The sequence below is a fragment of the Kineococcus sp. DHX-1 genome (assembly GCF_042473625.1).
GTDB lineage: Bacteria > Actinomycetota > Actinomycetes > Actinomycetales > Kineococcaceae > Kineococcus.
Genome location: NZ_CP170445.1, coordinates 2,862,063 through 2,884,048 on the forward strand (window position 1 = coordinate 2,862,063; position 21,986 = coordinate 2,884,048).

21 protein-coding genes are annotated in these 21,986 nt (G+C 74.6%); 9 read left to right on the forward strand and 12 right to left on the reverse strand.

Translation table 11 applies throughout. From position 1 onward, the window contains the following. Positions 1–18: 18 nt before the first annotated feature. On the reverse strand, positions 19–3,096 hold the full coding sequence (locus ACFEMC_RS13780) for a UPF0182 family protein (RefSeq protein WP_380170161.1): 3,078 nt from the start codon (positions 3,094–3,096) through the stop codon (positions 19–21). 136 nt (positions 3,097–3,232) lie between these two features. Here ACFEMC_RS13780 and ACFEMC_RS13785 point away from each other — a divergent pair, with 136 nt between their 5' ends. Then, positions 3,233–3,820, forward strand: coding sequence for a PPA1309 family protein (locus ACFEMC_RS13785; protein WP_380170162.1), 588 nt, complete (start codon positions 3,233–3,235; stop codon positions 3,818–3,820). A gap of 310 nt (positions 3,821–4,130) precedes the next feature. Here the strand turns inward: ACFEMC_RS13785 and ACFEMC_RS13790 are convergent, their stop codons facing one another. Then, positions 4,131–5,201: a PDZ domain-containing protein gene (locus ACFEMC_RS13790; protein ID WP_380170163.1), complete on the reverse strand. Its 1,071-nt coding sequence runs from the start codon at positions 5,199–5,201 to the stop codon at positions 4,131–4,133. A 297-nt stretch (positions 5,202–5,498) separates the two neighbouring features. On the opposite strand from ACFEMC_RS13790, the gene ACFEMC_RS13795 reads away from it, so the two are divergent. Then, complete coding sequence (locus ACFEMC_RS13795) at positions 5,499–7,055, forward strand: zinc-dependent metalloprotease (RefSeq protein ID WP_380170164.1); 1,557 nt, start codon at positions 5,499–5,501, stop codon at positions 7,053–7,055. A 31-nt stretch (positions 7,056–7,086) separates the two neighbouring features. Here the strand turns inward: ACFEMC_RS13795 and ACFEMC_RS13800 are convergent, their stop codons facing one another. The 5 genes from ACFEMC_RS13800 to ACFEMC_RS13820 all read right to left on the reverse strand — a co-directional run bounded on the left by ACFEMC_RS13800 (position 7,087) and on the right by ACFEMC_RS13820 (position 12,523). Next, positions 7,087–8,316, reverse strand: a complete 1,230-nt coding sequence (locus tag ACFEMC_RS13800) for an ROK family protein (protein ID WP_380170165.1) — start codon at positions 8,314–8,316, stop codon at positions 7,087–7,089. Positions 8,317–8,348: 32 nt separating this feature from the next. Further along, the gene (locus tag ACFEMC_RS13805; protein WP_380170166.1) at positions 8,349–9,719 is read right to left on the reverse strand and encodes a sugar ABC transporter permease; all 1,371 of its coding nucleotides are present in this window, start codon (positions 9,717–9,719) and stop codon (positions 8,349–8,351) included. 8 nt (positions 9,720–9,727) lie between these two features. Then, complete coding sequence (locus ACFEMC_RS13810; RefSeq protein ID WP_380170167.1) at positions 9,728–10,519, reverse strand: ATP-binding cassette domain-containing protein; 792 nt, start codon at positions 10,517–10,519, stop codon at positions 9,728–9,730. A 73-nt stretch (positions 10,520–10,592) separates the two neighbouring features. Next, positions 10,593–11,687 carry a sugar ABC transporter substrate-binding protein gene (locus ACFEMC_RS13815; RefSeq protein WP_380170168.1) on the reverse strand — a complete coding sequence of 365 codons (1,095 nt, stop codon included), beginning with the start codon at positions 11,685–11,687 and terminating at the stop codon, positions 10,593–10,595. Positions 11,688–11,890: 203 nt separating this feature from the next. Beyond that, a complete protein-coding gene (locus ACFEMC_RS13820) occupies positions 11,891–12,523 on the reverse strand; it encodes a M48 family metallopeptidase (RefSeq protein ID WP_380176778.1) in 633 nt (210 codons plus the stop codon). Between the two features lie 360 nt (positions 12,524–12,883). Here ACFEMC_RS13820 and ACFEMC_RS13825 point away from each other — a divergent pair, with 360 nt between their 5' ends. Together ACFEMC_RS13825 and ACFEMC_RS13830 are read left to right on the forward strand one after the other, a co-directional pair. After that, on the forward strand, positions 12,884–13,042 hold the full coding sequence (locus ACFEMC_RS13825) for a DUF5679 domain-containing protein (RefSeq protein ID WP_366169429.1): 159 nt from the start codon (positions 12,884–12,886) through the stop codon (positions 13,040–13,042). 139 nt (positions 13,043–13,181) lie between these two features. Next, complete coding sequence (locus ACFEMC_RS13830) at positions 13,182–13,991, forward strand: hypothetical protein (RefSeq protein WP_380170169.1); 810 nt, start codon at positions 13,182–13,184, stop codon at positions 13,989–13,991. Positions 13,992–14,016: 25 nt separating this feature from the next. Here the strand turns inward: ACFEMC_RS13830 and ACFEMC_RS13835 are convergent, their stop codons facing one another. From ACFEMC_RS13835 to ACFEMC_RS13850, 4 genes are all read right to left on the reverse strand, one after another. Further along, complete coding sequence (locus tag ACFEMC_RS13835; protein ID WP_380170170.1) at positions 14,017–14,226, reverse strand: hypothetical protein; 210 nt, start codon at positions 14,224–14,226, stop codon at positions 14,017–14,019. A 38-nt stretch (positions 14,227–14,264) separates the two neighbouring features. Then, the gene (locus tag ACFEMC_RS13840; protein WP_367639431.1) at positions 14,265–14,531 is read right to left on the reverse strand and encodes a WhiB family transcriptional regulator; all 267 of its coding nucleotides are present in this window, start codon (positions 14,529–14,531) and stop codon (positions 14,265–14,267) included. A gap of 191 nt (positions 14,532–14,722) precedes the next feature. Then, on the reverse strand, positions 14,723–14,995 hold the full coding sequence (locus tag ACFEMC_RS13845; protein ID WP_380170171.1) for a hypothetical protein: 273 nt from the start codon (positions 14,993–14,995) through the stop codon (positions 14,723–14,725). 175 nt (positions 14,996–15,170) lie between these two features. Then, complete coding sequence (locus ACFEMC_RS13850) at positions 15,171–17,279, reverse strand: ATP-dependent DNA helicase UvrD2 (RefSeq protein ID WP_380176780.1); 2,109 nt, start codon at positions 17,277–17,279, stop codon at positions 15,171–15,173. Positions 17,280–17,558: 279 nt separating this feature from the next. Between ACFEMC_RS13850 and ACFEMC_RS13855 the strand changes: the two genes are divergently transcribed. Both ACFEMC_RS13855 and ACFEMC_RS13860 read left to right on the forward strand, forming a co-directional pair. Beyond that, positions 17,559–17,780 (forward strand): mycoredoxin, encoded by a 222-nt coding sequence (locus ACFEMC_RS13855; RefSeq protein WP_380176782.1) that lies wholly within the window; start codon positions 17,559–17,561, stop codon positions 17,778–17,780. A gap of 92 nt (positions 17,781–17,872) precedes the next feature. Continuing rightward, positions 17,873–18,418, forward strand: a complete 546-nt coding sequence (locus tag ACFEMC_RS13860; RefSeq protein WP_380170172.1) for a uridine kinase — start codon at positions 17,873–17,875, stop codon at positions 18,416–18,418. A 9-nt stretch (positions 18,419–18,427) separates the two neighbouring features. Here the strand turns inward: ACFEMC_RS13860 and nudC are convergent, their stop codons facing one another. Next, entirely contained in the window at positions 18,428–19,399 is a 972-nt protein-coding gene (nudC, locus tag ACFEMC_RS13865; RefSeq protein WP_380170173.1) for an NAD(+) diphosphatase, read from the reverse strand. Positions 19,400–19,440: 41 nt separating this feature from the next. Between nudC and ACFEMC_RS13870 the strand changes: the two genes are divergently transcribed. From ACFEMC_RS13870 to ACFEMC_RS13880, 3 genes are read left to right on the forward strand one after another with little or no spacing between them, the layout of a single operon-like run. After that, on the forward strand, positions 19,441–20,364 hold the full coding sequence (locus tag ACFEMC_RS13870) for a phosphotransferase (RefSeq protein WP_380170174.1): 924 nt from the start codon (positions 19,441–19,443) through the stop codon (positions 20,362–20,364). A 5-nt stretch (positions 20,365–20,369) separates the two neighbouring features. Then, the gene (locus tag ACFEMC_RS13875; RefSeq protein ID WP_380170175.1) at positions 20,370–21,149 is read left to right on the forward strand and encodes an endonuclease/exonuclease/phosphatase family protein; all 780 of its coding nucleotides are present in this window, start codon (positions 20,370–20,372) and stop codon (positions 21,147–21,149) included. A gap of 52 nt (positions 21,150–21,201) precedes the next feature. Continuing rightward, entirely contained in the window at positions 21,202–21,981 is a 780-nt protein-coding gene (locus ACFEMC_RS13880) for an NAD-dependent epimerase/dehydratase family protein (protein WP_380170176.1), read from the forward strand. The last annotated feature ends 5 nt before the right edge of the window (positions 21,982–21,986 follow it).

Genomic DNA, 21,986 nt, shown 5'->3' on the forward strand with positions numbered 1-21,986 from the left:
GGCCTCCCGTCCTCACCGTCAGGGCGTCGGCGTCCCCGAGGGGGTGTCCCCACCGGTGGGCGGGGCGCTGCTCGCGGACGGGGTGGACGTGGACTCCGGCGCCTGGCCCTCCTCGAGCCGGGCCTCGGCGCTGGTGGCCGCGTCGACCGCCGTGCGGAGCCGCTCCTGGGCCTGGCCGTAGGCGGTGAAGTCGCCGCGGGACAGCGCCTCGGAGGAGTCCGTGATCGCCTGCTTGGCGTCGGCGAGCGCGGACTGCAGCTGCTGCTGCGGCGACCCCGACGGCGCTGCCGTCGACCCGTCGGTCGGGGTGGCCGAGGGCGACCCGGTCGGGGTCTGCGTCGGCGTACCCGTGGCGCCGTCGGTGGACCCGCTGCCCGCGTCCCCGGCCGTCGCGCCGGAGTCCCCGCCGAAGACCTCCTTGAGGGCCTCGTCCAGGGTGTTGGCGATGGCGATGTTGTCGCCGAACACCGCGACCACCCGGCTCAGGCGCGGGAAGGAGTTGTCCCCCGTGCTGCGCGCGTAGATGGGTTCGACGTACAGCATCCCGCCGCCGACGGGCAGCGACAGCAGGTTCCCGTAGATGACCTCGGACCCACCGCCGACGCTCAGCAGCCGGACCTGGTCGGCGACGGCCGTGTCGGAGCGGATGTTGTTCTGGATCTGCACCGGACCGTTGACGGTCGTGGACTGCGGCAGTTCCAGGAGCCGGATCTTGCCGTAGTCCTCGCTCTTCCGGCCGTCCGAGGTCCCCGCGTCCGAGTCGACGGCCGCGAACCCGCGCAGAACCTGGGTGCCGGAGTTGTTCTGCGTGGACGCCGGCACGTAGGTCGTCGTCAGGCTGAACCGGGCGGCGCTCTGGTCCGGCATCCGCAGCGTCAGGTAGTACGGCGGCTGCGCGGCGCGGGCGTCGTTCGGGCCCTCGGGAGCGGTCGGGTCCGCCGGGACGTTCCAGAAGTCCTGACCGGTGAGGAACGACGCCGGGTCGGTCACGTGGTAGCTGGAGAGCACCTCGCGCTGCACCTTGAACATGTCCTGCGGGTACCGCAGGTGCGCCATGAGCGAGGCGTTGATGCCCGAGAGCGGTTTCACGGCCCCGGGGAACGCCTTCATCCACGCCTTGAGGACGGGGTCGGACTCGTCCCACTCGTAGAGCGTCACCTTGCCGGTGTAGGCGTCGACCGTGGCCTTCACCGAGTTCCGGACGTAGTTCACGGTCCGGTCCTGCAGGGCCTGCACGCTGCTGCCCTGCGTCTGCGTCAGCCGGTCCGCGGTGGCCTCGCCGAGTTCGGTCTGCGCGGCGTACGGGTAGGACGACGAGGTCGTGTAGCCGTCGAGGATCCAGACGACGCGGCCGTCGACCACCGAGGGGTAGGCGTCGCCGTCCATGGTCAGCCACGGCGCGACCTTCTCGACGCGCTCGCGCGGGGTGCGGTCGTAGAGGATCTTGGAGTCCGGGTTCACCGAGCTGGACAGCAGGATGTTCTGGTCGCCGAACTTCAGCGCGTACACGAGCTTCTCGAACAGGTTGCCGACGTCCACGCCACCGCTGCCGTCGTACTGGGTGGTCGCGAACCCGCCGGCCGAGCCGTCCGGGTAGTCGATCTCGTTGTCCCGGCCGCCGACGATGGAGTAGTCGGTCGTCCCCTCGCCGAAGTAGATGCGCGGCTCGTCGACCTCGATCTCGCCCGTGGTGGGGACGTTCGACTCGAGGTAGCTGGGGCTGCCGTCGGGCGCGCGGTCGTTGCCGCGCGCGACGACGACGCCGTAGCCGTGGGTGTAGATGGTGTGCTCGTTGACCCAGGTCCGCTGGTTCGGCGCCAGCCCGGCGAGGTTCAGCTCGCGGGCCGCGACGACGGCGTCCTGCGACGCCCCGCCCTCCCCCGTCGGGTACCGGTCGACGTCGAGGATGTCGGGGAACTTGTAGTACCCGCGCTGGCCCTGCGTCTGCTGGAACGCCGCACCGACGACCGAGGGGTCGAGCAGCCGGACGCTGGGGATGGTCTGCGCGTCCTGGCTGAGCTGGCCGGACTCGGCCGTGGTGTCGGCCTGGTAGGACTGCACGTCGACGTCGGCGAGGTCGTACGCCGTCCGCGTCGCCTCGATGTTCTTCCCGACGTACTCGGCCTCGAGCGCCTGCCGGTTCGGCGTGACCTGGAACCGCTGCACGGCCCACGGGTAGATGCCACCGATGGCGATCGCGCTGACGACGAGCAGGCCGGTGCCGATGGCCGGCAGCCGCCACGAGAGCCCGGCGGCCGCCGCGATGAACAGCAGCGCCACGACGACGGCGATGATCGCGAGGATCGCCTTCGACGGCAGCACCGCGTGGTCGACGACGTACGTCGGGCCGACGACGCCGTTGACGTGACCCGCCGGGCTCACGAGCGTCTCGTAGCGGTCCAGCCAGTACCCCACGGCCCGCAGCAGCAGGAACGCGGCGGCCAGGGAGGCGAGGTGGATGCGCGCGGCGCGCGTCGTGCGCTGGCCCCCACCGGACAACCGCAGCCCGCCGTAGAGGTAGTGCGCCGCGAGACCGGCGATGCCGCCGAGCACGACGGCCGCGGTGAGGAAGCTCACGACGAAGGTCAGCCACGGCAGGGTGAAGACGTAGAACCCCTGGTCGATGCCGAACTGCTGGTCCTTCGTGCCGAAGTCGGTGCGGTTGAGCCAGAGCAGCACCGTCTCCCAGCGGCTCATCGCCACCGACCCGCCGAACAGGCCCGCCGCCACCGACAACGTGATGACGACGACGCGGCGCAGCGGTTCGAGGGACTCCCGGTACCGGTCCAGGCCCGCCTGCTCCGTCGACATGGGGGCGTAGACGGGGCGGCTGCGGTAGCCGATGGTCAGCGAGACCCCGACGGCCGCGGCCAGCAGGAGCCCCCCGACGACGAAGAGCCCCAGCTGCAGCCAGAGCTTGGTGGTGAAGGTGGAGAGGAACCCGAGTTCGCCGAACCACCACACGTCGGCCGTGATGCGGGTGCCCACCACCACCGCGACCAGCAGCGCCACGAGGATGAGGACGGTGGGCAGGGCTGCGCCCCGGCGACGACGCCGGAGCACCGGCCGCGATGGACGGCGTGGGGGAAAGCTCACAGCCAGGCAACTTACAAGCCCCCGTCCGGGTGCCCCCCGTCGAGCGTTGCGGCGCGATCGTGACCGGATCGTCACCTCGGGCCACTGCAGCAGCGACGTCGGCGTCCACCCGACGGGCCGTGGGACCATCGGGGCCGTGAGTTCCGACGCCAGCACCCGGTCCGCCCCCGTATCCCCCGGCCCCTCCGGCCTGTGGCGGACGGTCGCCGAGATCGAGCGCTACGTGGCCTCCGACGGCTGGGGCGCACCTCTGCGCCTCTTCGCCCTCGTGCGCACGGCCGACGCTCTGGACCGCGATCCGAGCCTCGCGCGCCGGCTGCCGCCGAACGTCCTCGACGAGGCCCGCGCCGACCCCGACCACCTGACCTCCGTCGAGCAGGAGGGGGTGCCGGCCGTCGAGGACCTCGACGAGCTGCTCGGTCAGCTCGCCTGGCCCGCCGGGGTCGACGGCGCCGCCCTGGTGGTGGAGAAGATCCTCGTGCCGCCGGACGCGGAGGCCGAGGTGCGCGCCGCGACGGCCGGCGACGACGAGGAGGGCCGGGCCCGCGCGCTGGCCGCCCACCCCCTCGCCGAGGACGTCCGCATCGCCGTGGGCGTGCTGCGCGACGGGCGGCACGAGTGCGCTGTCCGCTCCCGCTCGAAGGACTCCGACGGGGAGGTCGCCACGGGCGCCGACCTCGTGCCGGGTCTGGTCGGGGCGCTCGCGGCCACGCTCCAGGACTGAGGTCGCCGGGCTGCCGGCCCGCCGGTCCCGCCCGGTCCGGCGCGCCCGCGCACCTGGGGGGACACCCGTCGGGACACCCACGTGGAGTGAGCTGTGGGTGTCCCCAGCGCGTCACCCCCACGACGTCGAGCAGACACCCACGGCTGTGCCCACGCCCGTCCCCCGCCCGGTCCCACGCCCGGTCCCGCGTGGGTGCAGCCGTCGGACCGGCGCGGACGTCGTGGGGGCGACGTCGACGGCGTTCCCAGACCCGGTCCGAGGTCGGACCGGCCGTGGGACCAGGATCAGGGCCGGACCAGCGGCACGCGGGTCAGGACTGCTCGCACGTCGTGAGCGTGGACCCCTGGCCCTTCCCGATCGCCTCGACGGCCACCCGCGCCTCGTGCAACGTCGAGATCGGCACGACCGTGATGCCCGACGGCGTGGCCCCGCGCACCTGCGAGCACTCCGCGCGGGGGGCGAGGAACCAGCGGGCCCCGTCCTGCTGGGCGCCGATCACCTTCTGCCGCAGGCCACCGATCTGCTGCACGGTGCCGTCGGCGGCGATCGCGCCCGTCCCGGCGATGTGCTGACCGCCCGTCATGGCTCCCGGGGTCAGCTCGTCGACGATCGCGAGCGCGAACATCGTCCCCGCGCTCGGGCCGCCGACGTCGTCGATGGCGATGTCGATGGTGAAGGGGAAGCGGTAGTCGACGTGCGGGGTGAGCCCCAGCAGCGTCGTCCCGTTGGCCACCACCGTGCGCGTCGTCACCGTCCGCGCCTGCCCGCCGCGGGTGATGCCGAGGCGCACCTCGGCGTCGCCGGGCAGCGCCCGGACCGCGGCCTGCAGTGCGGGGAAGTCCGCGACGTCGCGGCCGTCGACGCTCCTGACGACGTCCCCGGGGCGCAGCACCTCGGCGGCGGGGACCTGCGCGTCGACCTCCTCGACCTGGGTCGTCGTCGTGCTCGGCACGTCGATCCCGAGCTCGGTCAGGGCGGCGACCTTCGCGTTGGTCTGCGAGCCCGTCATCTCGGCGGCCGACTGCGCGTCAGCCTCCTTCTGGGACTGCTGCGGCGGGAAGTACAGCTCTCGCGGCACGACGTTGACGTCGGGGTCGATCCAGTCCAGCAGGGTCTCCCCCAGACCCATCTCCAGACCGGGACCACCGCGCAGGGAGACGGTCGTCAGGTCGAGCTGACCGTCGGTCGGGTAGGTCTGCCGTCCGGAGATCTCGACGAGCCCCTTGCCGTCCGACGGGCCGCCCAGGACGTCCGTCACCGGGCCGGGGCTGAGGGCGACGTACGGCACGTGGACGATCCCGAAGACCGCGGCGAGCGCGATGGCCACGAAGGCCGACAGCGACAGCAGGGTGCTGCTCGCCCCCATCGTGCTGCTGCGCACGGCCGCTCCGGTCGGGTCCGGCGACGACGGGTCCTGCGCGGACGGTCCTCCGGGGGGCGTCCCCGCGGGGTCCGTGGCCGGGTCCGGTGCGGGGTCGCTCGACACACGGTCACCCTACGGTCGCCGGCTGGGAGGGCGCCGGACGTCCGCCGCGCCCCCGTCCGGGCCGTTCGCCCACGGCGCAACCGGCGCCGACGGCGGAACGGGCGCCACCCGCCGCTCGTCGGGCCAGGGGCGGGAGGCCATGATGGACCCGCAGGTCGACGAGCGGAGGACACGGTGGGCCAGCGAGACGACGTGACGCCGGGCGAAGAGCCGGAGGAGGGGCGCGACCGCCCCGAGGACGGCCAGGAGGGCCAGGGCGGGCGCGAGGAGCGTGGCGGGCAGCCGGGCTTCCGACCGTCCGGGACGCCCGGGAAGAAGCCGGAACCGCGCAGCGGGGACTCCGGCGGTCCGGCCAACCCCCTCGAGGAGCTCCTCGGCCCCCTCTTCGGCGGGCAGTTCCCGGGAGGTTTCCCGGGCGGGTTCCCCGGTGGTGCTCTGCCCCAGGGCATCCCGGGCTTCGGCGACGCGGGTTTCGACCCGGCGATGATGGGCCAGATCCTGGCGCAGCTGCAGAAGTTCCTGTCCAACCCCTCCGACGAGCCCGTGAACTGGGAGGTCGCCCACGACCTCGCCCGGCAGGCCGCGGCCGCCAAGGGCGACCCGACCCCGCACGCGGTCGACCGCCGCGAGGTCGACGACGCGCTGCGCGTGGCGGACCTGTGGCTCGACGGGGTCACCGACCTCGCGCAGGCCGCGACGTCGCTGGAGGCGTGGAGCCGGGCGGAGTGGGTCGAGAAGACGATGCCGGTGTGGCGCCAGCTCGTGGAGCCCATCGCCGCCAACGTCGCCTCGGCCATGGGGGACGCGATGGCCTCGCAGGCCCCGCCGGAGATGGCGGCGATGCTCGGGTCGGCGGGCGCCATGCTGCGCCAGGTCGGCGGCGGCGTGTTCGGGATGCAGGTCGGGCAGGCCGTCGGCCAGCTCGCCGGCGAGGTGCTGTCGACGACCGACGTCGGGCTCCCCCTGTCCCCCACCGGTCGCGCCGCGCTGCTGCCCGAGAACGTGCGCGCCTTCGCCGACGGGCTCGAGGTGCCGATCGACGAGGTCCGCCGCTACCTCGCGCTGCGCGAGGCCGCCCACCAGCGCCTGTTCGCCCACGTGCCGTGGCTGCGCTCGCACCTGCTGGGTTCGGTGGAGTCGTTCGCCCGCGGCATCTCCGTGGACACCGACCGGATCGCCGAGGCCGCGCGCCAGGTGGACCCCTCGAACCCGGAGTCGCTGCAGGAGGCCATGCAGTCCGGCATCTTCGAGCCGGAGAGCAGCCCGGAGCAGAAGGCCGCCCTCGCCCGCCTCGAGACGGCGCTCGCCCTCGTCGAGGGCTGGGTCGACCACGTCACCCACGAGGCGGCGGGGAACGTCCTCCCGCACGCGAACGCGCTGCGCGAGACGATGCGCCGCCGGCGCGCGACGGGTGGGCCGGCCGAGCACGCGTTCGCCGTCCTCGTGGGGCTGGAGCTGCGTCCGCGTCGGGCGCGCGAGGCGAGCGCCCTGTGGGAGCAGCTGCTCACGCGCGGGGGCCGCAGCGCGCGGGACGCGGTCTGGGACCACCCCGACCTGCTGCCCGTGGCGGGCGACCTCGACGACGCCGACGCCGCGACGCGGTTCGTGGACCGCCGGCTCGACGGGTCCGGCCCCCGTGGCGGGGAGCCGGTCGAGGACGACATGGACGCGGCGCTGCGCGAGCTGCTCGACGGCAGGTCGGGCGGTGCGGGTGGTTCCGAGGGGTCCGGCGAGGACCCGAAGGCCTGACCCTCCCCCGGCCTCACGAGCCCGGGCCCGGTCACCCCTGCAGGACGGGGTCCGGGTCCGGGCTCGTCTGCGTCAGGGCCAGCGGGTCCTGCAGCAACGGGGTGAACGCGAGCTCGGCCGCGCCCAGGACGGTCGACCCCTCCCCCAGTGCGGACGTCCGCACCGTGACCCCGGCGCGCATGGCGGGCATGACGAGCCGGTCGACCCACGGCATGACGTCGTCGCGGACCTCGGGCCACAGCCGGTGCCACAGCCCCTCGCCGAGGACGACGGCCTGCGGGTCGAAGAGGTGGACGATGTTCGCCAGCCCCCGGGCGAAGGCCCGCGAGAGCTTGTCGCGGGTGCGGCGCGAGACGACGCCGCCGGCGGCCAGCCGGGCGAGGACGAGGTCGGCGACGTCGGGGGCGTCCGGGTCGAGGTCGAAGGGTTCGGCCCAGGCCGCGGCCAGCGTCTCGCTCTCCCAGCAGCCCCGGCTCCCGCAGCGGCAGGCCCGTCCGTCGGGGTCGACGCTGACGTGCCCGACCTCCCCGGCGTACCCGCGGTGGCCCGTCAGCGGGTGCCCACCGGTGAGCACGCCACCGCCCAGACCGTAGGTGCCGCAGAGGTAGACGACGTCGCTCAGCCCCACGGCCGCCCCGCGGCGGTGCTCGGCGATGAGGCCGAGGTCGGCGTCGTTGGCGACGTCCACCCGCAGGCGGTGTCCGGTCGCGGCCACCAGACCGGCCGCGACCTCGTCCGCGAAGGGGGCGTCGCGCCACTCCAGGTTGGGGGCGTGGGCGATGACGCCGTCGCCCGTGCGCACGAGGCCTGGCACCGCCACGCCGACGCCGGCGAGCAGCCCGGGCGGCGAGTCCGCGAGGAGGTCGCGGGCCGCGGCGGCCAGCAGTTCCGCGGCGCGGGCGGGGCTCGGCGGGGCGGAGGTGGCGACCGTGCGCCGCCCGCGCACCGTGCCGCCGAGGCCCACGCGGACGACCTGGACGGCGTGCACGTCCACGTAGCCGGCGAGGACCTCGACACCGTCGGCACGCGGGCGGACCTCCAGCGAGGGGCGGCCCACCCGTCCCGGCGCGCCGTCCGCGGGGGCCTGCTCGACCACCAGGCCGGCCTCGACGAGAGCGCCCACGAGGGCCCCGATGGTCGACCGGTTGAGGCCGAGCTCACGGGTCACCTCGGCGCGGGTCACGCCGCCGCGGGCGTGGACGAGGCCCAGGAGCGTCGAGAGGTTGTGCCGCCGGACGTCCTCGGTGCCCCGACCGCGCACACCCCCACCCGCCGGCCCGTCCACGGACGGGCTCAGACGGCCGAGGACGCGCGACGGCGCCGCGAGACGGCGTCGACCGTCGCGGCGAGCAGCAGGACGGCACCGGTCACGAGGTAGTTCACGTACTGGGCCTGGCCCAGCAGGCCGAGGCCGTTGGCGATCGCCGCGATGACCAGACCGCCGATGACCGCGTTGGACACGCGGCCCTTGCCGCCGAACAGGCTGGTGCCGCCGATGACGGCCGCGCCCACGCCGAGCAGCAGCGTGTTCGCCCCGCCGGAGCCGGGGGCGACGGAGTTCAGCCGCGAGGCGTCGATGACGCCGGACAGGGCAGCGAGCGAGGACCCGATCATGAAGACCGACATGCGGATGCCGCGCACGGAGATGCCGGCCCGGCGGGCCGCCTCCGGGTTCCCGCCGACCGCGTACACGTGCCGACCGTAGCGGGTGCGGCCCAGGACGAGGGTCAGCAGGACGAGGAGCACCGCGATGACGGGCACGGACCACGGGATGCCCGCCAGCTGGATGCTGGCGACCCGCGCCCGGTTCCGGCTGAGCACCGCCGTCACGACGACGAGGACCACCAGCACGGCGACGAGCCGGGCCACGACGACGCCGAGGTTGTCCCGGGACAGCCCGCGGCGGCGCTGCCCGGCCCACCGGCCGAGGCTGACGACGGCGTAGCCCAGGCCGGCGACGGCGGTCAGGACCCAGCCCAGGCCGACGGGGACGTTGGAGTTCGCGATGGCGACGATGACGTCGTCGCGCACGGCGATGGTGCCGCCCTCGCCGATGAGGCGCAGCGTGATGCCCTGCACCCCGAGGAAGAACGCGAGGGTCACGACGAAGCTGGGGATCCCGACCCGGGAGACGAGCAGACCGATGAGCGTGCCGAGCACGAGGCCGGTGGCCAGCGCGGCCAGCAGGCCGATCACCCAGTTCACCCCGCCCGAGCGCAGGACGAGCGCCATGACGGCGGCCGACGCACCACCCGCGACGCCGGCGGACAGGTCGATGTCGCCGAGCAGCAGGACGAACGTCAGGCCCATGGCCAGGACGATGATCGAGGACGCCTGCACGAGCAGGTTCGCGATGTTCCCCGGCGTCGGGAACGTGTCCGGGCGCAGGGCGGAGAACAGCACGAACAGCACGACGAGGCCCGCGACGGCGGGCAGGGAGCCGATGTCCCCGCCGCGCAGCCGGGCCACCCAGGCCGCGATCCCCTCGCGGAAGGTGGGTTCGGCGGCGGGCTGGGCCAGGGTGCTCCCGCCGCTGCCCGTGGCGCGGGCGAGCTGGACGATGCGCTCCTGCTCGGTGAGCGGAACCCCGTCGGGGTCCCCCGCGGTGCTCGGCTGGGCGGTTCCCTCCGGCCCCTGGGGCGGGAGGTGTCCGGTGGTCGACATGGGTCTCCTCAGACCGGGGCGGAAGCGGTGGCGGGCGCGAGACCGAGGTCCCCGGAACGGCCCGTGGTGATGAGTTCGACGACCTGGCTGCTCGTCACGTCGCGGGTCCGGACGGTCGCGGCGGACCGCCCGAGGTAGAGCGCGGTGATCTGGTCGGCCACCTCGAAGACGTCGCTGAGGTTGTGCGAGATGAGGACGACGCCGAGGCCGTTGTCGGCGAGACGGCGGACGAGGTCGAGGACCTGCCGGGTCTGGGCCACGCCGAGGGCGGCCGTGGGTTCGTCGAGGAGCACGACCCGGGAGTTCCACAGCACGGCCTTGGCGATCGCGACGGTCTGCCGCTGCCCGCCGGAGAGGCTGGAGACCAGTTGCCGCACCGAACGGACGGTGCGGACGGACAGGCTCGCCAGGGTCTGGCGGGCGAGTTCCTCCATGGCCGGTTCGTCGAGCAGCGGGCCGCGCAGCTTCTCCCGGCCGAGGAACATGTTCTGGACGATGTCGAGGTTGTCGCACAGCGCGAGGTCCTGGTAGACGACCTCGATGCCGAGCGCGGCGGTGTCGCGCGGGCTGGTGACGGTGACGGGGCGGCCCTCGAACAGGTACTCCCCCGCGTCCGTCGGGTGGATCCCGGCGATGCACTTCACGAGCGTCGACTTGCCCGCGCCGTTGTCGCCGACGAGGGCAGTGACCTCGCCGGCCCGGACGTCGAGGTCGACGCCGTGCAGGACCTGGACGGCACCGAAGCTCTTGTCGATGCCGCGCAACGACAGCAGCGGCGAGTTCTCGGTGGTGGAACTCATGGCCCCTCCTTCGGGAGCACGGCCCACCCACCGGGCCGCGGGGGCCCGGTGGGTGGACGGTCGGACGGTCCGGTCAGGAGATGCCGAGTTCGGTGCAGTCGGCGGCGAAGTCACCGGTGCACAGGTCGGACGCCTTGACGAAGCCGGCGTCGACGACGGACTTCACCTTGTCGCGGGTGATGAGCTGCGGGTCGAGCAGGATGGACTTCACGTCGCGCTTGCCGGTGGTGTCCTGGACGGTCCCGGTGGTCTTCGGGGTCTCCCCCTTGATGAGGGCGATGGCGATGTCGGACAGCGCCTTCGCCTCCTGGTCCACGGGCTTGTAGACCGTCATGCACTGGGACTTGGCGAGGATGTTCTGCAGACCCTGGGTCGTGGCGTCCTGGCCGGTGACGGCCACCTTCCCGGCGAGGCCGTTCTTGGACAGGATCGAGATCGCCGCGTTGCCGAGGCCGTCGTTGGCGGCGAGGACGCCGTCGATCTTCCCGCCCTGCTGGGTGAACATCTGCTCGAAGATCGTGGCGGCCTGCTGGTTGTCCCAGTCGGGCACGGCCTGCTCCGCGACGACCTTGTAGTTCGTCATGGGGTCCAGGACGCTGTGCGCGCCCTTGGAGAACTGGGTGGCGTTGTTGTCGGTCGGGGAACCGTTGAGGTAGACGATGTTCTTGTCCCCGCTGCCGAGGCACTGGGCCAGGCCCTGCCCCTGCTCCTGGCCGACCTTGGTGTTGTCGAAGGAGACGTAGTAGTCGGCGGAACCGCCGAGCGTGAGGCGGTCGTAGTCGATCGTCTGGACGCCCTGCTTCTTGGCCTTGGCCTCGATCGCGGCGCCGGAGTCGGAGTCGAGGTTGACGATGGCGAGGACCTTCACGCCCTCGGTGAGCATCTGGTCGGCGATGGTCTGCATGTTCGAGGCGTCGCCCTGGGCGTTCTGGATGTCCGCCTTCACCCCGGCCGCCTCGAACGCCTTCTGCAGGAGCGGGCGGTCGAAGGACTCCCAGCGGGCCGACGACTTCGTGTCGGGCAGGATCACGCCGACCTCGGCGGCAGAGGAACCCCCGCTGCCCCCCGAGGCGGAACTCGAGGAACCCGCGTCGCTGCCGCCGCAGGCCGACACGAGGAGGACGCCGGCGACCGCGGTCGCGAGCAGGACGGAGGATCGAGTGCGCATGGATGCCCCTTCGCATCTTCCTCTCCCGGCGGTCGTCGCCGGAAGTAAGTTGTGCGCCGCAACATACGCTCGCGCGCCCGCGCTGACCAGGTCCGTGACCGTGTTGTGACCTGCGCGCACCCGTCCGGCCGACCGGGGGCGCGCGCAGGGGCCGGACCCGCGTGGCGCCGGTCCGGTCGGGAGGTGCAGGTGGGAGGAGAGGCTCAGCCGGTGGTGGGCAGGACGTCGGGCGCGGAGCCCGCGCCGGGACCGCCGAGCTCGTCGACGGCACCTCCGTCGACCTCACCGTCGACCTCGTCGTCCTGGTCGTGGTGCCCCGGGCCCTCGTGTCCCGTCGCGTGGTCGATGCCGGCGAGGAAGCCGCGGGCCCGTTCGGTGCGCGGGTAGGACTCCAGCAGCCCCCAGAACTGCCGCGAGTGGGTGGGCACGAGCAGGTGCGCCAGCTCGTGCAGCAGGACGTAGTCGAGCACCCAGCTCGGCATCCCCTGCAGCCGGCTGGAGAGCCGGATGCTCGCGTCGGCGGGCGTGCACGACCCCCAGCGGTGGTGCTGGTTGTCGACCCAGGTCACCGACTGCGGACGGGCGAGGCCGTCGAGGTGGCGGCGGGACAGCTCCCGCGCCCGGTCGAGCAGGTCGCCGTCGAGCGGGTTGCGGCGCCGGTCCGCGGCCTCGAGCCGGGTGACCATCCGCTCGACCCACTCGCGCTCCTCGACGGAGCTGAACCGGGCCGGGATGAGGACGACCGTGCGGTCCCCGTCGCGGTAGGCCGAGACGGTGCGGGTGCGGCGGCGACTGCGGCGCACGTCGACGTCGCGGAGATCGATGACGGGCTGCACGGCGGGGTCACCGGATGGGGGCTCGACGGGGCGCTCGGCGACGGAACCGTCCACGTGCGGGGACGCCGTGCCGAGGACCGCAGCACCCTCTTGGTGAGCCCTCACCTCCGGCAGGTTACCCTGCGCCCCCGCGCGGCGGGCGTGGAGTGATCACCGGGACGCGCCGTGTCCGTCTCGCGACCTTCCGCCAAAGGTCGCCCCGCGGCACCCCGGTCCGCACCCCGGTCCGCACACCGCCCGGGCGCGCCGACGCGCCCCGCGGGCCGGCACGCGGCACCATGCCGACAGCAGCACGGCCCACCACCGTGGACCGGCCGTCCCCGGACCGCACCGGTCCGGGACCGACACAGAGGAGTGCACATGGCCGACACCTGGAGCGGCGAGTTCTACTGCGTGAAGTGCAAGGAGAAGCGGGAGGCCGAGGGGCAGGTCGTCGAGACCAACGGCCGGCGCATGGCGAAGGGCAAGTGCCCCGTGTGCGGGACGAACCTCAACCGCATCCTCGGCAAGGCGAGCTGACCGGCTCCCGCGGCCGAGCCCTCGGGGCCCGGCCGCGGGTCCGGGGTCGAGCCGGCCCGTGGACGACGCGGGCCTGTGGACGAAGCGGGCCTGTGGACGACGCGCGGGTGTGGTGGACCGGCTGCGGCACAGTGGCCGCGTGCCCGGTCCCCCGCTCCGTCCCCCGCTGACGACTCCCGCACCACCGGCGTCGCCCGTCCCCGCGGGGGTCCCCGTCGTGCGGCGGCCCGACGGCCTGCTGCAGGTCGGATCCTCCCCGCGGACCGCACTGCTGTCCGCCGACGTCCGCACGACCCCGGGGTCCGGGCGCCGGGCGGGGACACCGGAGGAACTGCTGGCGTGGAGCGCCTACGACCCGGCCGGCCCGTCTCCCGCGCAGCGCGCGCGGGGCCGGGCGCGCGCGACCGTGGCGGTCGCCGGCTCCCCCGCCGTCGTGGACGCCCTCGTGCCGTTGCTGGCGGCCTCGGGGGTGGGCCGTCTCCTGTGCGACCGGCCGCTGACCGGGACGACACCCTCGCAGGGCCCGGCCGACCTCCTGGTCCTGGTCGCCGACCACGCGGCCGACCCGGTGGCCTGCGACGGGGTGCAGGCCGACGGGGTGCCGCACCTGTCGGTCGTGCTGCGCGACACCGACGCGCTCGTCGGGCCGCTGGTGCTGCCCGGGCGGTCGGCGTGCCTGCGCTGCCTGGACCGGTGGCGCAGCGAGGACGACCCGCTGTGGCCGGCCGTGCGGACCGGGCTCCTGGCGGCGGCCGCGCGTCCGGCCGACACGGCGTCCGCGCAGGTGCTCGCGGGCCTGGCCGGGTTGCAGGCCCTGACGCACCTCGACGGCGGCCGGGCCGCGACCGTCGGGGCGACGCTCGAAGTGCTGCTGCCCGAGGGCCGGGTGCGCTACCGCTGGTGGCGGCCGCACCCGGCGTGCGGGTGCACCGACCTGCCCGTCCCCTGACGGGGGCGGGCAGGTCGCGGTCGGGTCAGACCGCGAGCAGTTCGCGGTCCTCGCTGGTGGTGCTCTCCGCCAGCTCGGCCGCGCGGTCGGCGCGGACCGCGAGGACGAGCGCCCGGCGGGCGGCGACCTCGGCCCGCCGACGGGCCCGCAGGGCGCGGGCGGTCCGGATGCGGGCGGCGTCGCGGTGCGCGGCGGCCAGCCGTTCCCTGAGCAGTTGTTCCTCGACGTACGACATGGCGACTCCTGGTGTTCTCACGTGGGGTCCCCGTCCGCTCAGGCGGCGACGGGGTGCTTGCGGGGACGGCCGCGCGGGCGCTTGCGGGGCACGACGACCCCGGCGAGCACGAGCTGCCCGCCCCAGACGCCCCAGGGTTCGGCGCGCTCGAGAGCGCCTGCGAGACAGGCGTTCGCGAGCGGGCACTCCTGGCACAGCGACTTGGCGAGTTCGACGTCCTCGGGCTTCTCGGCGAACCAGAGTTCGGAGTCGAAGCGGCGGCAGGGCAGCGGGTCCGGCGTGTGGCGGCGGCTCACGCCGCTCACCTCCCTCTCTCGTCCGGTGGTTCCGGTGGTGCGGTCGGTGCGGGTGCTCGGTCGGGTCCGGCGGATCGTGGGCTGGGTGTTCAACTGTTTCTCCGGCGGTGGTGGTTCGGCGTCGAAGAGCCCACGAACGCAAAATGGCCGCGGACCCGAGGTGTCGGGATCCGCGGCCTGGAGGCTGCCGGTCGAGAGGTCTAGACCGGTGGACTCGAGGTCGAGGGTCCCGCAGACGGGAAGAGGGAGGCGCCGTAGGCACCCGTGACGCCCATGGCGTCCTTGCGCAGCCGGCCATCCGTGACCGGCAGCAGACGCACTCCACCCGTGGAGACGACCGGGGTGGAGGCGTGGCTGCGCTCCCACGGAGCGCAGGCGGACGCCGGGACGGAGGTGCGGACGGGCAGGGCGACGGGGACGGTGATCGGCGAGATCTGCGTCATCGCGATCTGCATCGTGGTGTTGCTGTCCATCGGTCCGCCCCCCTCTCGTGCACGTCCGCGCAGGCCCGGTGGCCGCGCTGTGGTGTTCCTGACTCTAGGGGTACCCGCGCGAGGACGACAACGTCTTTTTCCGCGCGTCGTCCGGACGAGTTTCCCGACCGGCTTCAACCACCTCGTGACCCGTTGCCGCGCAACGGGTCACACGTCAACCGGCGAGGACCTCGAGGACCTCGTCGCCGTACTTCTCCAGCTTGGCCGGGCCGACCCCCCCGATGCGGGACAGGTCGGACGTGCTGGTGGGCACGGCTTCGGCGATGGCCATGAGGGTGGCGTCGGTGAAGACGACGTAGGCCGGGACCTCCGCGGCCTTGGCCGTCGCGCTGCGCCACTCGCGCAGCTTCTCGAAGACCGCCTCGTCGTAGCTCGCGGGGCAGTCGGCGTGCCGGCGCAGCTTGCGGTCCACCGCGACGCTCAGCGCGCCGCCGCAGACGCGGCACGTCATGGGACCGGAGCTGCTCTTCTTGGCAGCCGACCCGCCGCCCGCCGGTCGGCGACCCGCCGGGGTGGCCTGCGGGCGGACGGCGTCGAGGAACCGGGAGGGTTTGCGGGTCGCCCGGCCGCCGGGGGTCCGGGAGTTCGCCCAGGACAGGTGGATCCCCTCCCGCGCGCGGGTGACCCCGACGTACAGGAGCCGGCGCTCCTCCTCCACGTCCTCCGGGGTCTCGGCGAACGAGATCGGCAGCAGCCCCTCGCTCACCCCCACGAGGAACACCACGTCCCACTCCAGGCCCTTGGCGGCGTGGAAGGAGGCGAGCGTCACGCCGTCGACGGTCGGGGCGTGCTGGGCCTGGCTGCGCTCGACGAGCTCGTCGACGAGGTCGGCCACGGTCGAGCCGGGCCGCTTCTGCGCCAGCTCGTCGGCCAGGACGACGAGGGCCTGCAGCGACTCCCACTTCTCGCGGGTGGCGCCGGCGGCGGTGGGGGCGGTGGGCGCCCAGCCCACGGACCCCAGGACGGCGCGGGTCTCCTCGCCGAGGTCGTGCCCGGGCAGGGCCGCGCGGGCCGCGCCACGCAGGAGCACGACCGCGTCGCGCACCTCCTTGCGGGAGAAGAAGCGCTCACCACCGCGGACGACGTAGCCGACCCCGGCGTCGGACAGGGCGGACTCCAGCGCCTGCGACTGGCCGTTGGTGCGGAACAGCACGGCGATGTCCTTGGCCGAGCGGCCCGCGCGGACCTCCGCGGCGATGCGGGCCGCGATCCCGGACGCCTCGGCGACGTCGTCGTCGTAGGCCGTGAACGACGGCGGCGGCCCCGAGGGGCGCTGGGCGATGAGCTCCAGGCGGGCCCGGGCGTGCAGGCCGCTCGCCTGCGACAGCACGGAGTTCGCCAGCTGCACGACCTCCGGCGTCGAGCGGTAGTCGCGCACGAGGCGCACGACCGTCGCGCCCGGGTGCCGGCGCGGGAAGTCCAGCAGGTGCTCGGGGGTGGCGCCCGCGAAGGAGTAGATCGTCTGGCTGGCGTCGCCGACGACGCACAGGTCCTGACGGCCGCCGAGCCACAGGTCGAGCAGGCGCTGCTGCAGCGGGGAGACGTCCTGGTACTCGTCGACGACGAAGTGCCGGTACTGCTCGCGGACCGTCGCCGCGACGTCGGGCCGCTCGTCGAGGATGCCCGCGGTCAGCAGCAGGACGTCCTCGAAGTCGATGACGGCGCGGTCGGTCTTGACGTCCTCGTAGGTGCGCACGAGACGGGCGACCGTCGCCAGGTCGAGCCCGCCGGGCTCGCCGCGCCCGGCCGCGGTGGCCACGCGGACGTAGTCGTCGGGGTCGACGAGCATGACCTTGGTCCACTCGACCTCGGCGGACAGGTCGCGCACCCGCGTCCGGTCGGCCTGGATCCGCAGGCGGTGGCACGCGTCGGCGATGAGGGAGGCCTTGTGCTCCACGAGGTTCGGCAGGGTGCCGCCGATCGACTGCGGCCAGAAGAACTGCAGCTGCCGCAGCGCCGCGGCGTGGAAGGTGCGGGCCTGGACGCCGCCGACCCCCAGGTCGCGCAGGCGGGTGCGCATCTCCCCCGCCGCGCGCGCGGTGAACGTCACCGCCAGGACGCGGTTGGGGACGTAGGCGCCGGAGTGCACGCCGTAGGCGATGCGGTGGGTGATGGCCCGCGTCTTGCCCGTGCCCGCGCCGGCCAGCACGCAGACCGGACCGTCGAGCGTCGTCGCCACCTGGCGCTGCTCGGGATCGAGCCCCTCCAGCACGCCGTCGGCGTCCGGTCGCGCGCTCGTCGGGTTCGTCGCCAGGTCCGTCATCACGTCCGCCATCAGGTCCGTCATCGCCCGGGCATCTTCCCCCACGCCGGCGGTGCTCCGCCGCACCCGGGGCGGCGCGTTGTGGACGACGGGGCCCGTGGGGTGGGTGGGCGCACGGGTGGCCGGGCCGGGGCAGGCGGGTCGGGCGACGCGGGACCGGGGAAGATCGGGGCCGCCGCCGCGGTTGAAGGCGGCGTCAGGGATCCACACCCCGTGGTGACGACGAACGAAGGAGCGGACGTGTCCACGATCGAGGCCCCGGCGGCCGGCAGCGTGACGATGTTCACCACGACGTGGTGCGGGTACTGCCGCCGTCTGAAGTCGCAGATGGACCGCGAGGGCATCAGCTACTCCGAGGTCAACATCGAGGAGGTCCCGGACGCGGCCGAGTACGTCATGCAGGTCAACGGCGGCAACCAGACCGTCCCGACCCTGCTCTTCCCCGACGGCTCGGCGGCCACGAACCCCTCGCTCGCCGAGGTCAAGGCCAAGCTCTCCTGACGGGGTCCACGACGGGCACCTTCCGGCCCACCGGTCCGCGCGAGTTCGCCGACCGGTGGGCCGCGTCGTTGCCGGCGGCGGCCCGTGTCGGGGTGGACGGGGCCGTCGACGCCGACACCCTCTGGTACGCCGAGCACCTGGCACAGGCGCTGCGCGACGCCGCGCGGCCCGTCCTGCTGACGACGTGGCGGGGGTTCTGGCGGCCCCGCTCGCTGCGGTACGAGTTCGGCCGGGACGACCCCGACGCCTACCTCGACGGCTGGCTCGACGTCCCCGGCCTGTACCGGGAGGTGCTGGAACCGCTCGACGCGGGGACCGGGCGCCGGTGGGTGCCCTCGCTGTACGACCCCGAGACAGACCGCGCCTCCCGCGCGCGGCGCGAGGACGTCCCCGACGACGCGGTCCTCGTGCTCGCGGGGTCGTTCCTGCTGACGAACACCCTGCGCTGGGGGTTCGACGCCGTCGTGCACCTCACGACGTCCGAGGCGGCGATCCGCCGGCGCGTCCCCGAGGAGGACGCCGACCGCGTCGTCGGCGGGTGGCAGCGGTACCTGGCGACCGAGGACCCGGCCGACGCGGCGACGGTGGTCCTGCGGTGCGAGGACCCCCGCCACCCCGCCGAGCTGCTGCCGGACTGAGCGGGACGCTCAGACCCAGGGCCGGTCCTCGACGGGCAGCGGCCCGCCGTACCAGGCCTCGATGAGCCGGCGCGCGATCGAGACGCCCGGCGGCGGCAGGACGCCGCCGGTCCGCAGCTCCTCGGCCAGCTCCTCGCGGGAGAACCAGCGGGCCAGGGCGATCTCGTCGCCGTCGACCCTGATGTCCGTCGTCGTGGCGCGCGCCGCGAAACCCACCATGAGGCTGGCCGGGAACGGCCACGGCTGGCTGCCCAGGTACCGGACGTCGTCGAGCTCGGTGCCGATGACGATCCCGGCCTCCTCGAACGCCTCCCGCCGCACGGTGTCCTCGAAGCACTCCCCGGGTTCGACGAAGCCCGCGAGCACCGAGTAGCGGTTCGCCGGCCAGATCGGCTGGTGCCCCAGCAGCAGCCGGTCGTCCGGCGAGACGATCGCCATGATCACGGCGGCGTCGGTGCGCGGGAAGTGCTCCTTGCCGTCCGGCTCGGCCTTGACCCAGCCCGACGACGTCGCCGTCAGCGGCTGGCCCGTGCGGGGGGAGAACCGGGTGACGGCGTGCCAGTTGCCCATGGCCAGGGCCTCGGTGAACAGTCCGGCGTCGCGCGCCGGCAGCTGCTCGCCCACCTCGCGGAGCCCGCGCCACTCCTCCCCGCCCGCCGCGCCGTCGGTGCTCTCGGGTTCGGCGTCGGTCGAGACGACCGCGACGTGGTGCACGCCGTCCTCCACGCCGAGGTACAGCTGCAGGTCCTCCGGACCCGGCGCGGCGACCTCGCCCGGCGCGCGCAGCACCAGCCGCGGCCCCTCCGGCGTGTCCACGACCGGTGCCCGGCCCGCGTGCACCTGCAGGACGCGGGTGTCCGGCGAGGCCCACAGCTCGGCCAGCCGCGAGGCCGGCGTGCGGTCCACCCCGTTGCGGTCGAGGTGCTGGCGGGACAGGGCGAGGTTGCGCAGCGGAGGGCTCGGGAGCGGCACGGGGGTCACACCTGCACCCTAAGCAGGCCCCCGCGCAATACCGTGGGGGCGTGCCAGCCCGCTCGCCCCGTGTCCTCGCCGCCCTCGCCACCGCCGCCGTGCGGAACCTGGACGTGGTCGCGGCCGGTCCGGCCGAGGACGACGGGGCCGACTTCGACGTGGCGCTCGCGGTCGGCGCCGACGGAACGCGCTACGTCGTCCGCGCCCCCCGCCGGGCGGCGGCGGCGGCCGCCCTCGACGCCGAGGTCGAGCTCCTGACGGGGCTCCACGGGCTGCACGACCCGCTGCCCTTCGCCGTGCCCTCGGTCGCCGGGACGCTGGCGCTGCCCGACGGCGGCCGGTGCGTCGTGCACCCCGAACTGCCCGGCCACCCGCTGGACCCGGGCACGCTGCGCCCCGGCCCCGGGCTGGCCGCCTCCCTCGGGACGGGCCTGGCGGCCCTGCACCAGATCGACGGCTCCGTCTTCAGCGAGGCCGGCGTCCCCGTCTACGACGCCGAGGAGTACCGGCGCCGGCGGCTGTCCGAGCTGGACCGCGCCGCCGGGACCGGCCACGTCCCCCCGCGCCTGCTGACCCGGTGGGAGGCGCTCATGGAGGACGTGACCCACTGGCGCTTCGCGGCGACCCCCGTCCACGGCGACCTCGTGGGTGAGCACGTGCGCACCGACGGCGCGGCGGTCACGGGCGTCACGGGCTGGGTCGACGCCAAGATCGCCGACCCCGCGGACGACTTCGCGTGGCTCGCGGTGGGCGCGGACCCGGACGCCCTGGAGTCCGTCCTGGAGGCGTACGCCCACGCCCTGCCCGAACCCCCCGACCCCGACCTCCTGCTGCGGGCGCGCCTGGCCGGCGAGCTCGCGCTGGCGCGATGGCTGCTGCTCGGGCTGCGGATCGAGGACCCGGAGATCGTCGAGGACGCGCGGCGGATGCTCGACGAGCTCGCCGCCCACGCCGACGCGACCCCGCTGGGCTGATCGGCGTGCGCCTGCGGCTGGCCTCGGTCAACGCGGCCTCGGGCCGGGACCTGCGCAGCGGCCGGGTCGACACGCCCGCCCTGGTGGAGGCGGTGGCGCGCCTGGACGCCGACGTCGTCGCGGTCCAGGAGGTCGACCACCTGCTCCCGCGCAGCGGCGGCGTCGACCAGACCGCGCTGCTGGCGGCCGGACTCGGCGCGCACGGCTGGTTCGCGGCCACCGTCCACGGGACTCCCGGTGCGGCGCAGGGGATCCGCGACGCCCACCGGACCGTCCCGGAGGAGCCGTCCTATGGGATCGCCCTCCTGGTGCGCGGCGGCCACGACACCGCTCTGGGCTTCCGCGAGCTGCGCATGCCCGCCGGGCGTGGGCGCCTGCCCGTCCTGGACCCGGCGTCCGGACCACGACTGGTGCCCGACGAGCAGCGCGTCGTCGTGGCCGCCGTCGTCGACACCCCGGCCGGACCGCTGAGCGTCCTCGGCACCCACCTGTCGTTCACCCCCTGGCACGCCGGGCGGCAGCTGCGCATGGTCCGGGACTTCGCGCGGACCCTGCCCCGCCCCCTCGTCCTGCTGGGCGACCTGAACCTGCCGCCGGGCATCGTCCGGCGCGTCCTGCCGTGGCGTCCGCTCGTGACCGGGCCGACCTTCCCGGCCCCCGCGCCGAAGGTGCAGCTCGACCACGCCCTCGCCGACGGGCTGGACGCGCAGGTCCGGGTCGAGTCCCGCATCGAGCAGGTCGGGGGCAGCGACCACCGGGCCGTCGTCGTCGACCTGCACTTCTGAGCCCTTCCGGGACCCGGTCGCCACGGTCCACCCCGCGTGCCAGGGTCGTGGCGTGACCGCACCGCTGCTCCTCACGGGCGCCTCCGGGCGCGTGGCCCGCCTGCTGCTGCCGGCGTTGCGGGACCGGCCGTTGCGACTCCTCGACCGGACCGCGCCGGCGGACCGGTCGGAGGTCCCCGCGGACGCCGAGGTGCTCACGGGCGAGCTGACCGACCGCACCCTGCTGGCCCGGGCCGTGGACGGGGTGGACGCGGTGGTGCACCTGGCGGGCGATCCGAGACCCACCGCGACGTGGGACGACCTGCGCGGCCCCAACGTCGACGGGTTCGCCGCCCTGCTCGGCGCCGCGGCCGAGCACGGCGTGCGCCGCGTCGTCTACGCGAGCTCCGTGCACGCGATGGGCCGCTACGAGGCGGACGGTCGCGTCCCCGTCGATCCGACCTGGGCCCCGGCCCCGTGCTGCCCCTACGGCGCCACGAAGGCGTTCGACGAGGCCGTCGCCGGGGTGTTCTCGCACCGGTGGGGACTGAGCACGATCGGTCTGCGCCTGGGTGCCACCGTCCCCGTCCCCACCGTGCGCAGCCAGCTCGCCGGCTGGCTGGGCCCGGAGGACCTGCGCGACCTCGTGACGCGGGCGCTGCAGACCCCGGTCGTCGCGGGCGTCTACCCCGCGGTCTCCGGCGCGGAGCACCCGCACTGGGACCTGCGGCTCGCCGCCGACGACCTCGGCTACGTCCCGCGCCTGGACTCGAGGGACCACGCCGCCGCCGTCGAGGACGACGGGACGGACGTGGCGACGTGCCCGCCGCCGGCGTGGGGAGCCGGCGGTTGAGCACC

Bases quoted from the DNA above. Each gene is read 5' to 3' on its own strand.
- ACFEMC_RS13810 (WP_380170167.1), bottom strand. From the start codon at position 10,519: ATGAGTTCCACCACCGAGAACTCGCCGCTGCTGTCGTTGCGCGGCATC.
- ACFEMC_RS13835 (WP_380170170.1), bottom strand. From the start codon at position 14,226: ATGTCGTACGTCGAGGAACAACTGCTCAGGGAACGGCTGGCCGCCGCG.
- ACFEMC_RS13825 (WP_366169429.1), top strand. From the start codon at position 12,884: ATGGCCGACACCTGGAGCGGCGAGTTCTACTGCGTGAAGTGCAAGGAG.
- ACFEMC_RS13855 (WP_380176782.1), top strand. From the start codon at position 17,559: ATGTTCACCACGACGTGGTGCGGGTACTGCCGCCGTCTGAAGTCGCAG.
- ACFEMC_RS13845 (WP_380170171.1), bottom strand. From the start codon at position 14,995: ATGGACAGCAACACCACGATGCAGATCGCGATGACGCAGATCTCGCCG.
- ACFEMC_RS13805 (WP_380170166.1), bottom strand. From the start codon at position 9,719: ATGTCGACCACCGGACACCTCCCGCCCCAGGGGCCGGAGGGAACCGCC.
- ACFEMC_RS13815 (WP_380170168.1), bottom strand. From the start codon at position 11,687: ATGCGCACTCGATCCTCCGTCCTGCTCGCGACCGCGGTCGCCGGCGTC.
- ACFEMC_RS13850 (WP_380176780.1), bottom strand. From the start codon at position 17,279: ATGACGGACCTGGCGACGAACCCGACGAGCGCGCGACCGGACGCCGAC.